General features: G+C 73.9%; 13 protein-coding genes and 1 riboswitch. Of the genes, 9 read left to right on the forward strand and 4 right to left on the reverse strand.

What is annotated here, in order from left to right; translation table 11 throughout:
• Positions 1-9 precede the first annotated feature (9 nt).
• Positions 10-164: riboswitch (cobalamin riboswitch) on the reverse strand.
• Positions 165-233: 69 nt separating this feature from the next.
• The 4 genes from FB465_RS29170 to polX all read left to right on the forward strand — a co-directional run bounded on the left by FB465_RS29170 (position 234) and on the right by polX (position 5,362).
• Positions 234-1,451, forward strand: coding sequence for a cobalamin biosynthesis protein CobG (locus FB465_RS29170; protein ID WP_145795309.1), 1,218 nt, complete (start codon positions 234-236; stop codon positions 1,449-1,451).
• On the forward strand, positions 1,448-2,074 hold the full coding sequence (locus tag FB465_RS29175) for a precorrin-8X methylmutase (protein ID WP_145795311.1): 627 nt from the start codon (positions 1,448-1,450) through the stop codon (positions 2,072-2,074). The genes FB465_RS29170 and FB465_RS29175 overlap by 4 nt, the downstream gene beginning before the upstream one ends.
• Positions 2,071-3,564 carry a precorrin-2 C(20)-methyltransferase gene (locus FB465_RS29180; protein WP_145795312.1) on the forward strand — a complete coding sequence of 498 codons (1,494 nt, stop codon included), beginning with the start codon at positions 2,071-2,073 and terminating at the stop codon, positions 3,562-3,564. Before FB465_RS29175 ends, FB465_RS29180 begins: the two co-directional genes overlap by 4 nt.
• Before the next feature lie 64 nt (positions 3,565-3,628).
• Positions 3,629-5,362: a DNA polymerase/3'-5' exonuclease PolX gene (gene polX / locus FB465_RS29185; protein ID WP_145795314.1), complete on the forward strand. Its 1,734-nt coding sequence runs from the start codon at positions 3,629-3,631 to the stop codon at positions 5,360-5,362.
• A gap of 74 nt (positions 5,363-5,436) precedes the next feature.
• Here the strand turns inward: polX and FB465_RS29190 are convergent, their stop codons facing one another.
• Positions 5,437-6,177: a cobalt-precorrin-6A reductase gene (locus FB465_RS29190; RefSeq protein WP_145795316.1), complete on the reverse strand. Its 741-nt coding sequence runs from the start codon at positions 6,175-6,177 to the stop codon at positions 5,437-5,439.
• Between the two features lie 20 nt (positions 6,178-6,197).
• On the opposite strand from FB465_RS29190, the gene FB465_RS29195 reads away from it, so the two are divergent.
• Positions 6,198-7,313 (forward strand): cobalt-precorrin-5B (C(1))-methyltransferase, encoded by a 1,116-nt coding sequence (locus FB465_RS29195; protein ID WP_145795318.1) that lies wholly within the window; start codon positions 6,198-6,200, stop codon positions 7,311-7,313.
• 194 nt (positions 7,314-7,507) lie between these two features.
• On the opposite strand, the gene cobM is transcribed toward FB465_RS29195, so the two are convergent.
• Both cobM and cbiE read right to left on the reverse strand, forming a co-directional pair.
• Complete coding sequence (gene cobM, locus FB465_RS29200) at positions 7,508-8,266, reverse strand: precorrin-4 C(11)-methyltransferase (protein WP_145795320.1); 759 nt, start codon at positions 8,264-8,266, stop codon at positions 7,508-7,510.
• Entirely contained in the window at positions 8,263-9,519 is a 1,257-nt protein-coding gene (gene cbiE / locus FB465_RS29205) for a precorrin-6y C5,15-methyltransferase (decarboxylating) subunit CbiE (protein ID WP_145795322.1), read from the reverse strand. Before cbiE ends, cobM begins: the two co-directional genes overlap by 4 nt.
• A 154-nt stretch (positions 9,520-9,673) precedes the next feature.
• Here cbiE and FB465_RS29210 point away from each other — a divergent pair, with 154 nt between their 5' ends.
• The 3 genes from FB465_RS29210 (at position 9,674) to FB465_RS29220 (ending at position 12,208) form a co-directional block, all read left to right on the forward strand.
• Positions 9,674-10,090 carry a hypothetical protein gene (locus tag FB465_RS29210; RefSeq protein ID WP_145795323.1) on the forward strand — a complete coding sequence of 139 codons (417 nt, stop codon included), beginning with the start codon at positions 9,674-9,676 and terminating at the stop codon, positions 10,088-10,090.
• A gap of 70 nt (positions 10,091-10,160) precedes the next feature.
• Positions 10,161-11,192, forward strand: coding sequence for a zinc-dependent alcohol dehydrogenase family protein (locus tag FB465_RS29215; protein ID WP_145795325.1), 1,032 nt, complete (start codon positions 10,161-10,163; stop codon positions 11,190-11,192).
• Between the two features lie 77 nt (positions 11,193-11,269).
• Complete coding sequence (locus FB465_RS29220) at positions 11,270-12,208, forward strand: hypothetical protein (RefSeq protein ID WP_145795326.1); 939 nt, start codon at positions 11,270-11,272, stop codon at positions 12,206-12,208.
• Between the two features lie 10 nt (positions 12,209-12,218).
• Here FB465_RS29220 and FB465_RS29225 read toward each other — a convergent pair whose 3' ends face one another.
• Positions 12,219-13,166 (reverse strand): 1-phosphofructokinase family hexose kinase, encoded by a 948-nt coding sequence (locus FB465_RS29225; RefSeq protein ID WP_145795328.1) that lies wholly within the window; start codon positions 13,164-13,166, stop codon positions 12,219-12,221.
• A gap of 210 nt (positions 13,167-13,376) precedes the next feature.
• On the opposite strand from FB465_RS29225, the gene FB465_RS29230 reads away from it, so the two are divergent.
• Positions 13,377-13,781, forward strand: a complete 405-nt coding sequence (locus tag FB465_RS29230; protein ID WP_145795330.1) for a VOC family protein — start codon at positions 13,377-13,379, stop codon at positions 13,779-13,781.
• Positions 13,782-13,793 lie beyond the last annotated feature (12 nt).

Consider the following 13,793-nt stretch of genomic DNA (forward strand, 5'->3'; position numbering starts at 1 on the left):
GTCCGCGCCCCGGGCAATGGGAGGACGGCAGGAGTTCCTGGCTCCCACGGCCGGTGAGCCGTGGTCACAGTGGCGGGACCGCACCGGGTTTGCACCGGTTTCCTCCCCTTTGCGCCGTCGCTGGCGTGGACGGCCCACAGGGGACCGTCCGGGAGCATCGTACGGGCTGCGGGTGATCTGCGGGACAGCACGAACGTGATCTACAGGACAGAGCGTCCGGTCCGATCCTCTGTATGCTCGCCGCCATGCCACCGACACCTGACGCCGCCGAGCCGGGCCCCGGGGCGCCCGACCGCGGGCGCTCGGACGCCTGCCCGGGGGCCCTTCGTCTACACACGGCCGACGACGGAGCCCTCGCCCGGATCCGGGTGCCGGGCGGCCTGCTGACTGTCAGTCAGGCGATGGTGCTCGCCGACGCCGCGAGCGAGCTGGGCGACGGCGAGCTCGAGACCACCTCGCGCGGCAACGTCCAACTGCGCGGCCTGCCTTCGGACTCGGGCCTGGAGCTCGGCCGCCGCCTGCGGGCGGCAGGCCTGCTGCCCTCCGACTCCCACGAACGCGTCCGCAACATCGTCGCCTCGCCGCTCGCGGGCCTCGACGGCATCGGGCACGCGGACGTCCAGGCCTGGACGCGCGAGCTGGACTCCGTGCTCTGCGCGAGTGACCCGGCGGCCGCGCTCTCCGGCAAGTTCCTCTTCGCGCTCGACGACGGACGCGGCGACGTCGCGGGCCTCGACGCCGATGTGACATTGATCGCAAGGCCGGACGGCACAGCCCTGCTGCGCCTCGGCCGCACGGCCACCGCGCGCCGCGTACCGGCTCACCGGGCGGTGCCCGCCGCGCTCGCGGCCGCTTGCGAGTTCCTCGAGGCCTGCCGCGAGAGCGCCACCAAGGCCTGGCACGTGCGCGAGGCGCCCGAGCTGCTGGACCCGGGTGCCGAGGCCCTGCCCCCGCTCGGCACGCCCCCGCCCGTCGGCGCCGTACCCGGCGGCGTCTCGGTCGGCATGCGCTTCGGGCGGGTGAGCGCCGAGCAGTGGCGCCTGCTGGCCCGTACGGCGGCCGGCGAGCTGCGCGTCACTCCCTGGCGTGGCGTCGTCCTGCCGGGGGTGCCGGCCGAACGGCTGGCGGACCTGGCGGCGGCGGGCTTCCGTACCGACCCGGGCTCGCCCTGGGAGCGGGCCACTGCCTGCACCGGCAGGCCCGGCTGCGCCAAGTCGCTGGCCGACGTCCGGGCCGACGCGGCGCAGGCGCTCGACACGGCTCGCGGTGGCGGGCTGCCCGTCCACTGGTCCGGCTGCGAGCGGCGTTGCGGACACCCGGCGGGTGAGTGGGTGGACGTCCTCGCCACTGGGCAGGGCTATCGGGTGACCGTACGACCCGCAGAGACCTCTCACGATGTGATGACAGAACAGATGGCCGAAGCAGTGGCCGAGGCCCGGAGGACCAAGTGATCGAGTACGAGAGGGACGGCGCGGCCATCTACCGCGAGTCCTTTGCCACCATCCGGGCCGAGGCCGACCTGGCCCACCTGCCCGCCGACGTCTCGCAGGTCGCGGTGCGGATGATCCACGCCTGCGGTATGACCGACCTGGTCAAGGACCTGCTCTGGTCGCCGGGCGTGGTGGCGAGCGCCCGCAAGGCGCTGCACGCCGGTGCGCCGATCCTCTGCGACGTGTCGATGGTGGCCAGCGGTGTCACCCGCAAGCGGCTGCCGGCCGACAACGAGGTCATCTGCACCCTCTCCGACCCCTCGGTGCCCGCTCTCGCGAAGGAGCTCGGCAACACCCGCAGCGCCGCGGCGATGGAGCTGTGGCTGCCCCGCCTCGAAGGTGCGGTGGTCGCCGTCGGCAACGCGCCGACCTCGCTGTTCCGGCTGCTGGAGATGATCGAGGCCGGCGCCCCGCGTCCGGCCGCGGTGATCGGTGTGCCGGTCGGCTTCATCGGCGCCGCCGAGTCCAAGCAGGCGCTCGCCGAGCACCCCTCCGGCCTGGAGCACCTCGTGGTGCGCGGCCGGCGAGGCGGCAGTGCGATAGCCGCCGCCGCCATCAACGCGATTGCGAGTGAGGAAGAATGACCGGCCGTCTCTACGGTGTCGGCCTCGGCCCGGGCGATCCGTCGCTGATCACCGTCCGCGCCGCCGAACTCATCGGCAAGGCCGACGTGGTGGCGTACCACAGCGCCCGGCACGGCCGTTCGATCGCGCGCTCCATCGCCGCCCGCTACCTGACCGGCGGTCAGATCGAGGAGAAGCTGGTCTACCCGATCACGGTCGAGACCACCGACCACCCCGGCGGCTACCGGGGCGCGCTGGACGAGTTCTACGAGGAGGCCGCCGACCGGCTGGCCGCCCACCTGGACGCGGGCCGCGACGTCGTCGTGCTCGCCGAGGGCGACCCGTTCTTCTACGGTTCGTACCAGCACATGCACAAGCGCCTCGCGTACCGCTACCCGACCGAGGTGGTGCCCGGCGTCACCTCGATCAGCGCCGCCGCCGCCCGGCTCGGCATGCCGCTGGTCGAGGCCGAGGAAGTCCTGACCATCATCCCGGGCACCCTGCCCGAGGAGGAGCTGACGGCACGTCTGGCCGCCACCGACTCGGCGGTCGTCATGAAGCTCGGCCGCACCTTCCCGGCCGTCCGCCGCGCCCTGGAGCGAGCGGGCCGGCTGGAGGACGCCCAGTACGTCGAGCGGGCCACGATGGACGGTGAGCGCACCGAGCCGCTGGCCGACGTCGACCCGTCCACCGTGCCGTACTTCTCCGTCGCCGTCCTGCCCAGCAAGGTCGCGCCGCTGGAGCACACCGAGCCCTCCGGTGAGGGCGAGGTCGTCGTGGTCGGCACCGGTCCTGCCGGACCGCTCTGGCTCACCCCCGAGGCGCGCGGCGCCCTGGCCCGGGCCACCGACCTGGTCGGCTACACCACCTACCTGGACCGCGTGCCCGTCCGCCGAGGCCAGCAGCGCCACGGCTCGGACAACAAGGTCGAGGCCGAGCGCGCCGAGTTCGCCCTCGACCTGGCCCGGCGCGGCCGCCGGGTCGCCGTGGTCTCCTCGGGCGACCCGGGCGTCTTCGCGATGGCGACCGCCGTCCTGGAGGCCGCCTGCGCCGACCCGTACCGCTCGGTCAAGGTGCGCGTGCTGCCCGGCATGACCGCCGCGCACGCCGCCGCCTCCCGGGCCGGCGCCCCGCTCGGCCACGACTACGCGGTGGTCTCGCTCTCCGACCGGCTCAAGCCCTGGGAGGTGGTGGCCGAGCGCCTGCGCGCAGCCGCCGCCGCCGACCTGGTGCTGGCGCTGTACAACCCCGGCTCGCAGACCCGCACCACCCAGGTCGGCCTGGCCCGCGACCTGCTGCTCGAACACCGCGCCCCGGACACCCCGGTGGTGATGGCCCGTGACGTCGGCGGCCCGACCGAACGTGTGCGGACCGTGCGCCTGGGCGAACTCGACCCCGCCCAGGTCGACATGCGGACCATCCTGCTGATCGGCTCCTCGCAGACCCAGGCCGTCGAGCGCGACAACGGCACCGAGGTGGTCTGGACCCCCCGGCGGTATCCGCCGGTCTGACCGGAGGCCTTCGGCCCGGCGCTCTCACGGCGCCGGGCCGAGGCGCCCGACCTAGACTGGCGACATGGGCCGACGCAACGACGAGGTCGAGGCCCTTCTCCAGGAGTACGCCGACCTCATCCTGCTCACCGGCGGTGACGCCTACCGGGCGCGTTCCTACGAGAAGGCGGCCCGGGCCGTCGGCGGGCACCCCGGGGACGTCGCCCACCTGGACGTCAAGGGGCTGCAGGAGATCCCCGGCGTCGGGAAGTCCATCGCCGCCAAGATCGCCGAGTACCTCGCCACCGGCCACCTCCCCGCCGTCGACCAGCTGCGCGAGAAGGTGCCCGCCGGCGTGCGCGAGATCATGGCGATCCCCGGCGTCGGCCCGAAGAAGGCGGCGGTGCTCCACCGGGACCTCGGCATCTCCTCGGTCGCGGAACTCCTGGACGCGGCCAGGGCCGACCGGCTCAGCGAGGTCCCCGGCTTCGGCGAGCGCTCCGCCGAGAACATCCTGCACGGCATCGAGGTGCTCGGGCAGAGTGGCGGCCGGGTGCTCCTCAACACGGCGACCGAGCTCGCCGAGGAGATCGTCGCCGAGCTCTCCCGGGTCCCGGGTTGCGAGCGCTGCGCGTACGCGGGGTCGCTGCGGCGGATGCGGGAGACCATCGGCGACATCGACGTCCTGGCGGCGGCCGAGGACTCCGCGCCGCTGATGGAGGCGCTCACCGCCCTGCCGTACGCCGCCGACGTCATCGGCCACGGCACCACCAAGACGTCGATCCGTACCACCAAGGGCATGCAGGTCGACCTGCGCGTCGTCCCGGCGGATGCCTGGGGAGCGGCGATGGTCTACTTCACCGGCTCCAAGGCTCACAACATCCGCCTGCGCACCAGGGCCGTCAAGGCAGGCCTCAAGCTCTCCGAGTACGGCCTCTTCGAGGTCGAGAGCGGCCGGAAGGTCGTCTCGGCGAGCGAGGAGGAGGTGTACGCCGCTCTCGGGCTGCCGTGGATACCGCCGACGCTGCGCGAGGACCGGGGCGAGATCGACGCGGCGCTGCGCGGGGAGCTGCCGGAGGTGGTGACCGAGCGGGACGTCCGAGGCGACCTGCACACCCACACCGACCTGACCGACGGTCTCGCCCCGCTGGAGGAGATGCTCGCCACGGCCGCCGAGCGCGGGTACGCCTACTACGCCGTCACCGACCACGCCCCGAACCTGTACATGCAGCGGATGACCGACGAGAAGATGCTGGCCCAGCGGCAGCAGGTACGCGAACTCGACCGGCGCTTCAAGGGGATGAGGGTGCTGCACGGCACCGAGCTCAACATCGACCCCGACGGTGGCGTCGACTGGCCGCCGGAGTTCCTCGCCGGATTCGACCTCTGCGTGGCCTCGGTCCACTCCCACTTCAGGGCCGGCCGGGACGCGCAGACCCGGCGCCTGGTACGCGCCTGCGAGAACCCGTACGTCCACATCATCGGCCACCCGACCACCCGCCTCCTGGGCCGGAGACCTGGCCTGGACGTGGACCTCGACGAGGTGTTCGCCGCCTGCGCCCGCACCGGCACCGTGCTGGAGATCAACGCCTCTCCCGAGCGCCTCGACCTGAACGACGAGCAGATCCTGGCGGCGCGGCGGCACGGCGTCCGCTTCGCCGTCGACAGCGACGCGCACTCCCCACTGCACCTGGCGAACCTGCGGTACGGCATCGGAACGGCGCAGCGCGGCTGGCTCACCAAGGACGACGTGATCAACACCTGGACCTGGACCAGACTGCGACGCCTCCTCAACTCGGTGCCCTCCGACTCTGGTTGACGGTACGTGCGCTCTCGACAGCGTCTGCGGACCGGGGACGATGCGGCCATCGAGGACGCGCTGGGCCGGATCGGTCAGGCCCCGAGGCGGGCCAGCCAGTCGACGGCGCCGGCGACGTCCGCGACGGTGCGGACACCGGGCGGAAGCGCCGGGCGGCGGACGATCACCACCGGCACGCCGAGCTCGCGGGCGGCCGTGAGCTTGGGTGCGGTGGCCGCCCCGCCGCTGTCCTTGGTCACCAGCACGTCGATGCGGTGCTCGCGCAGCACGGCCCGTTCGCCGTCCAGGGTGAACGGGCCGCGGTCCAGCAGGACGGCGGTCTGCGCGGGCATCGGGGGCTCCGGGGCGTCGACCGAGCGAGCGAGGAAGAAGAGGTCGTCGAGGCCCGTGAAGGCGGCCAGGCCCTGGCGCCCGGTGGTCAGGAAGACCCGGCGGCCGAGCGCGGGGAGGGCCGCGGCGGCCTCCTCCAGGGAGCCGACCGGGTGCCAGCGGTCACCGTCAACCGGCACCCAGCTGGGGCGGCGCAGAGCCAGCAGGGGAACATGGACCTCGGCGGCCGCCTCGGCCGCGTTGCGACTGATGGTGCCGGCGAAGGGATGGGTGGCGTCGATGAGCGCGTCCACGTGCTGCTCGCGCAGCCAGTCGGCGAGCCCGGACGGGCCGCCGAAGCCGCCGATCCGCACCTCCCCGGCGGGCAGCCGGGGCTCGGCCACCCGGCCCGCCAGTGAGCTGGTCACCCGCAGCGCCGGGTCGGCCGCCAGCTCGGCGGCCAGCCTGCGGGCCTCGGTGGTGCCGCCGAGGATCAGGACGTGCATCGGGACTCCAGGGGACGGACGTGGCTGAGACGGGAGGCCGCGCGGCGCAGCTGAAGAGCAGCGGGCTGCGGCACGGCTGGACGACGGGTGCCTGTGCGACGGCGGCGACCACCGCCGCGTACACCGCGCTGCTGACCGGGGAGTTCCCCGACCCGGTGACGATCACCCTGCCCAAGGGTCAGCAGCCCGCCTTCGCACTGGCCACCGAGGAGTTGACGGACCATCAGGCGATGGCGGGAGTGGTCAAGGACGCCGGGGACGACCCGGACGTCACCCACGGCGCGCTGATCCGCTCGACGGTACGCGCCGGGCTCCCCGGCACCGGCGTGGTGTTCCGCGCGGGCCCGGGCGTGGGCACCGTCACCAAGGCCGGGCTGCCGCTCGCGGTCGGCGAGCCCGCGATCAACCCGGTGCCCCGGCAGATGATCCGGGACGCCGTCGCCGAGGTCGCCGCCCGGCACGGCGGCAGCGGGGACGTCGAGGTGGAGATCTCCGTCGACCACGGCGAGGAGATCGCCCGCAGCACCTGGAACCCGCGCCTGGGCATCCTGGGCGGCCTCTCCATCCTCGGCACCACCGGCATCGTCGTGCCCTACTCGTGCTCCGCCTGGATCGACTCCATCCGGCGCGGTGTGGACGTGGCCCGCGCGGCCGGGCGTACGCATGTCGCGGGCTGCACCGGATCGACCTCGGAGAAGGTCGCCGTCGCCGTGCACGGCCTGCCGGAGGACGCCCTGCTGGACATGGGCGACTTCGCGGGCGCGGTACTGAAATACCTCAAGCGCCACCCCGTGCCGAGGCTGACCATCGCGGGCGGCTTCGCCAAGCTCTCCAAGCTCGCCGCCGGGCACCTGGACCTCCACTCGGCCCGCTCGCAGGTCGACAAGGGCTACCTCGCCGCTCTCGCCCGGCAGGGCGGGGCGGACGAGCTCCTGGTCGCCGCCGTGGCCTCGGCCAACACCGGCCTGGAGGCCGTCCAGCTCTGCTCGTCCGCCGGGGTGCCGCTCGGTGACCTGGTGGCCGAGGCGGCCAGGGCCACCGCACTGGGCGTCCTGACCGGCTCGCCGGTCGCGGTCGACGTCATCTGCATCGACCGAGCCGGCACCATCGTCGGCCGGGCCGAGCCTGCCGGGTAGGGCCACCCTCACTGGTAGGGGCACCTTCAGGGGCGCGGGGAACTGCGCGACCAACCCTCTACGGACGTGCATGGTTGGCAGCGCAGTTCCCCGCGCCCCTGAGGAGCTACCCCATGCCGCGGATACTCGCGCAGTTCCCCGAGCCCCTGGAGAGTGCATGGCTGACCACCTGCCCGATCCCGGCCGGACAGGCCCTAGCCGCACGGCTCGTGCGGGCGCTCGCGCTCGGCGGAGTACAGGTGGCTGTCCCGGAACTGCTCCGCGCCGAGGGTGCGGCCGACCAGGATCACGGCGGTCCGCAGCACCCCCGCCTCCTTCACCTGGCCGGCGATGTCACCGAGCGTCCCCCGCAGCACCAGCTCGTCCGGGCGGCTGGCCATCGCGACCACCGCCGCCGGGCAGTCCACGCCGTAGTGCGGCAGCAGCTCGTCGACCACGCTGTCCACGTAGCGGGCCGCCAGGTGCAGCACCAGCAGCGCGCCGCTGCGCCCCAGCGTCGCCAGGTCCTCGCCCTCCGGCATCGGCGTCGCCTGCCGGGCCACCCGGGTGAGGATGACGGTCTGACCCACCGTCGGCACCGTCAGCTCGCGCTTCAGCGCGGCGGCGGCCGCGGCGAAGGCGGGCACGCCGGGCACGATCTCGTACGGGATGCCCACGGCGTCGAGCCGCCGCATCTGCTCGGCGACCGCGCTGAACACCGACGGGTCGCCGGAGTGCAGCCGGGCGACGTCCTGCCCGTCCTCGTGGGCCCGGACGATCTCCGCGATGATCTGATCGAGGTTCAGGTTGGCGGTGTCCACCAGCCGGGTGCCCGGCGGGCACTCGGCCAGCAGCTCACGCGGCACCAGGCTGCCCGCGTACAGGCAGACCCCGCCGGCCGCCAGGATGCGCTGCCCGCGCACGGTGATCAGGTCGGCGGCGCCGGGGCCCGCCCCGATGAAGTAGACGGTCATTCCGCTTCCTGTTCTTCCTGCTCGACCACGTGTTTGACTACCGACCATTGCGTGACGGGCATCGCCTGCCGCCAGCCCGTGAATCCCCCGACGGGGACGGCGTGCGCGACCGCAAGACGCAGCAGCTCGCCGCCGTGGCGGCGGTACCACTCGGTGAGCAGCGCCTCGGACTCCAGCGTCACCGTGTTGGCCACCAGCCTGCCGCCCGCCGGCAGCGCGTCCCAGCAGGCCTGCAGCAGGCCGGGTGCGGTCAGCCCGCCGCCGACGAACACCGCGTCGGGCGTCGGCAGACCGGAGAGTGCGGCGGGTGCCGGGCCGGTCACCACCTGAAGCCGGGGCACGCCGAGCGCGGCCGCGTTGCGGGCGATCCGCTCGGCCCGGACCGGATCGCGCTCCACGCTGACGGCCCGGCAGTCGCGGTGGGCCCGCAGCCACTCGATCGCGATGCTGCCCGAGCCGCCGCCGACGTCCCAGAGCAGCTCGCCGGGCTCCGGTGCGAGCGTGGCGAGGGTCGCGGCCCGGATGTGACGCTTCGTCAACTGTCCGTCGGACTCGTACGCGTCATCGGGCAGACCCGGGACCAGTGAACGGCGCGGCGCCGACGGGGAGGCCGCGCACTCGACGGCGATGAGGTTCAGCGGGTCGCCGGGCGGGTGCGGCCAGCCGTCGGCCGGGCCCTCGTACCGGTTCTCGTCCGGGCCGCCGAGCTGCTCCAGCACCTGCAGCCGGCTCGGGCCGTAGCCGCGCTCGGTGAGCAGCGCCGCCACGGCGGCGGGCGTCCGGGCGTCCGTGCTGAGCACCAGGAGCCGGCGGCCGGGGTGGAGCGAGAGCGTGAGGGAGTCCAGCGGCCGGCCGACCAGGCTCACCACCTCGGTGTCCTCCACCGGCCAGCCGAGCCGGGCACAGGCGTACGACACGGAGGAGGGATGCGGCAGCACGCGCAGCCGCTCGGGGCCGACGGTCTCGGCGAGGGCACGGCCGATGCCGAAGAACATCGGGTCGCCGCTGGCCAGGACGCAGAGGCGCCGGTCGGCGTGGGCGGCGAGCAGCCAGGGCACGGCCGGGCGGAGGGGGGAGGGCCAGGGCACCCGGCTCGCCGTGACCTCGGGCGGCAGGAGGTCGAGCTGGCGTGGCCCGCCGATCACGGTGTCCGCTTCGCGCAAGGCCGCGCGCGAGCTGTCGGCCAGGCCGGTCCAGCCGTCGGCGCCGATCCCGACAACGGTGATCGGTGCGGAGCGCGGTGCGGCGGCCAACGGGTACTCCTCTGGTGGTCCTCGCAGGTCGGAAGGGGCAGCCGCAGCCTACCTGGGGGTGGTGCAGGCCTCCGTGGGCGGGCGCGCCGAAAACGGCTCGCCCGGCGGGCCGCCGACGGGCAGAATGCGGCCATGACTTGCCGACGAAAGGCCCATGGCGCGTAAGCCGCCCGCCCGCGTGCGAGCGGGCCTCGCCAGAATGCCCAGGCCGTACGACCGCAGCCCCGCCCGCGTGGTGCCCGGGGTCTCGATGGCCGCACAGCGCTGTATCGCCGACTTCGAGCGCGTCCACGGCAGCCCGGGCGCCGTCGGCCTGGCCGTCGCGGCCTGGTCGAAGCTGGTCCACGGAAGCCGCCGTCACGAACCCGGGAGCCTGGGCCGGGCGGACTGTCCGTGCTGTGACGACACCGTCCCCCGGACACTCATCGAGCAGGCCCTGCGCCACCTCCCGCTGCGCGCAGCCCGGGAACTACGGGCCGTGGTGAGGCCTCTGGACGCGGTGTTCCTCGACCGGGTGCGCCCCGACCCGAGCGTCAACGACCGCCAGGACTGGTGGACCGACCTGCCATGACGCAGCCGTTGACGGTTTGTGGGTATGAGCACTGACGGGGACTCCGGCCGCCGGACGAGAGGAGCGGCCGATGAGCACCGGATCGAGGGACGTGGCCACCACGCGCGCCTGGGTGGTGGCCCGCGCCGCACCGGCGGCCGAGCACCCCCTGCGGCTGGTCGAACGGCCGCTGCCCGGAACCGGGCCGAACGGCATGCTCGTGGAGGTCACGGCCTGCGGGGTGTGCCGCACCGACCTGCACGTGGCCGAGGGAGACCTGCCGACGCACCTGCCCGCGTGCACGCCCGGCCACGAGATCGTCGGCACGGTGCTCCGGACGGGCTCCGCGGTGGCGGGCTTCCGGCCGGGCGACCGGGTCGGCGCCGCCTGGCTGGCCCGCACCTGCGGCGCCTGCCGGTACTGCCGGGCGGGCCGGGAGAACCTCTGTCCGCACTCCCGGTACACCGGCTGGGACATCCACGGCGGGTACGCCCGGCAGACCGTCGTGGACAGCCGCTTCGCCTATCGGCTGCCCTCCGGCTCGTCCGACGCGCAGCTCGCACCGCTGCTCTGCGCGGGCATCATCGGCTACCGGGCGCTGGAACGAGCCGAGCTGCCGCCGGGCGGGCGGCTGGGCATCTACGGCTTCGGCGCCTCCGCCCACCTGACGGCCCAGCTGGCGCTGGCCCGGGGAGCCACCGTGCACGCCTTCACCCGGGCCGAGGAGGCGCGCCGACTGGCACTGGAGCTGGGCGCGGCGTCGGCCGGCGGTGCCTACGACAGCCCGCCCGAGCCACTGGACTCCGCCATCCTGTTCGCACCGGTCGGGGACCTGGTCCCGGTGGCGCTCGCCGCCCTGGACCGGGGCGGCACCCTCGCCATCGCCGGGATCCATCTCACCGACGTCCCGGGCCTCGACTACCAGCGGCACCTCTTCCGGGAGCGCACGCTGCGCAGCGTCACCGCCAACACGCGCGCCGACGGCCGTGCCTTCCTGGCCGAGGTGGGCGCGCACCCGCCGGCCGTCCACGTGCAGCCGTACGCCATGAGCCGGGCCGACGAGGCGCTGGCGGACCTCGCCGCCGACCGGGTGACCGGTGCGGCGGTGCTGCTCGCCGACTGACCCGATGCCTGCGCCAACCGGGGTCCTGGACGCGTCGGGCGGGTGCTCGGAGGGTCCGGCTAGGTAGCCTTTCAGTAGTGACCGACTCAGTGGCTCCGCCAAAAGCCTCCAGAAGCCTGGCCGCCGAACTGTGGCACGCCGTCATGGCGGACCCGAGACGGCTGCCGGAACGCCTGGCGCTGTTCGCGGTCCGGGCGGAGAGCGGCCGCGCGGCGGCTCTGGTGGCCCGCGTCCACCGGGACCTGCCGGACGCGACCTCGCAGGAACTTCGCGCGGAGGTCGTGACCAGGGGCACGAGGCTGACCGTCCTCGAGGGAAGCGTGATCGGTGGCCCGTTCGTCCTGCTGATCCCGGTGGCGTTCTGTGCGGCGCTGCTGGTGCAGATCCGGATGGTCCTGGCCCTGGCGGTGCTGGACGAGCGCGATCCGGCCGACCGGGAACGGGTGGTCGAACTGCTCGTCCTGCAAGGGGCCCACCCCACCGAACAGGAGGCCGCAGCCGCTCTCACCGCTGCCGAGCGGGCCGAGCCCGTGGACGGCCGACGACAGAACTGGCTCGTCTCCGTCAGGCGACTCGCCTACCTGCTCGGCGTCATCGGCGGTGGTGGCCCGAGCAGCAGCCGTCTGCGCGCGGTCGCGGGATGGGTCAGCGTCGCGGCGGTGATCGTGATCGGGTTCGTACTGCCGCTGATCTGGGTCCCGGCGATGGGAATCTCCTACCAGCGCGCCACCACCCGGCTCGGGCAGCGGTCCTGCGACTACTACCACCCGGAGCCGCGGATCATACTGGGCCCGCAGGGCGGCTGGCGCCCGGCGGGTGCGCTCATCGCCGTGCGCACCTTCCTCGGGGCGGTGCTGCCCGTGGTGTCCCTGCTGGTGGTGCTGGTCGCCGGAGTGCGGGTCGGCGAAAGCCGCTGGGCCGCCCTGGCCGTCGGTGTGGTGGCGGCCTCCCTGGTCGGTGCGACCATCGCCGCTGTCCGCCACTTGCACCGGCACCGGAACCGGCGCCGCCGCTGACGGGCTCGGCTCAGGCCTGTTCAGCCGTGCACGGTCCGTCCGCTCCGAGCGGCTCGACCCGCACGCGCTGCCGCATGCTCCGGTAGGCGTCGGCGTCGTAACTGCCGGCCAGCGGGGCGAGCACGGTGGCGGCCGACAGCGCCACGGCATCGGCGAGCCGGTCCGGCCACGGCGTACCGGCGACCAGGCCGACCGTGAGCGCGGCGACCGCCGCATCCCCGGCGCCGGTCGGATTCCCGGCGACCCGCTCCGGCGGCCGGGCCCGCCAACTGCCTTGGGGCGTACAGGCGAGCAGCCCGTCCGGCCCCAGCGAAGCCACCACCGACCCGGCCCCCGCCGCGCGCAGCCACCCGGCTCCGGCGCGGGGGTCGGCGGCGCCGGTCACGGCGGCCAGCTCCGCCGCGTTCGGCTTGACCAGCGCGGGGCCGGCGGGGAGCCCGCCGCGCAGGGCCTCGCCGTCCGCGTCCAGCACCGCGGGCACCCGCTGCGCACGCGCGAGGCCGACCAGGACGCCGTACGCGTCCGGCGGCAGGCCGACGGGCAGACTGCCGGAGAGGACGACGGCGGCTGCGCCTGCGAGCAGCCGCTCGTACCGGGTCAGGAAGGCGGACCACTCCGCCGGGGAGACGGCCGGCCCCGGTTCGAGCAGGATCGTGGTGTCGCCGTCCGCCTCCTCGACGACGGCGACGGTACGGCGGGTCTCCCCGGCGACCGGCACCAGCTCCTCGCGCAGCCCCGCCGCCGCCAGATCCGCGCGCAGCGCCTGCCCGGCGGCACCGCCGGCCAGTCCGGTGACGACGGTCTCGTGCCCGAGCGCGCCGAGCACCCGGGACACGTTGACCCCCTTGCCGCCGGCCCGCTGGGCCACCTCCCGCACCCGGTTGCTGCCGTGCCGGTCGAGCCGGTCGAGCCGGTAGGTGACGTCGACGGCGGCGTTGAGCGTGACGGTGACGATCACGAGCGCGTTCCCTCCCGCAAGGCGTGCCCACGGCGGTGGGCTGATGCTCAAAGTTGCTCATTACTAGCTCAAAACATCAACTTCGCGCAACACTGCCCGACACGCTGAGGCCGCCGCGGAGGTCCGGGCTCTGTCGTACCCGGCTGCCATGCTGTGAGCGGCTTGAGGGTGCTGACGCACCGTTCGATCACGAGAGAGAGTGGGATTCCCATGGCCACGAAGATCTTCGTCAATCTCCCCGTCAAGGACCTCGCCAGGTCGATCGAGTTCTTCACCAAGCTCGGTTTCACCTTCAACCAGCAGTTCACCGACGAGAACGCCGGCTGTCTGGTCATCGGTGACGACATCTTCGCGATGCTGCTCGTGGAGCCGTTCTTCAAGAACTTCACCAAGAAGGAGATCGCCGACGCCACCACCAGCACGGAGGCGATCGTGGCGCTCGGGGTGGAGAGCAGGCAGCGCGTCGACGAGCTGGTCGACAAGGCCTTCGCCGCCGGCGCGCGGCCCTCCAACGAGACCAGCGACCAGGGCTTCATGTACGGCCGCAGCTTCCAGGACCTGGACGGTCACCTCTGGGAGGTCCTCTACATGGACCCGGCCGCGGTGCAGGGCTGACTACTCGGCGGA

It is taken from the genome of Kitasatospora atroaurantiaca, assembly GCF_007828955.1.
Taxonomy (GTDB): domain Bacteria; phylum Actinomycetota; class Actinomycetes; order Streptomycetales; family Streptomycetaceae; genus Kitasatospora; species Kitasatospora atroaurantiaca.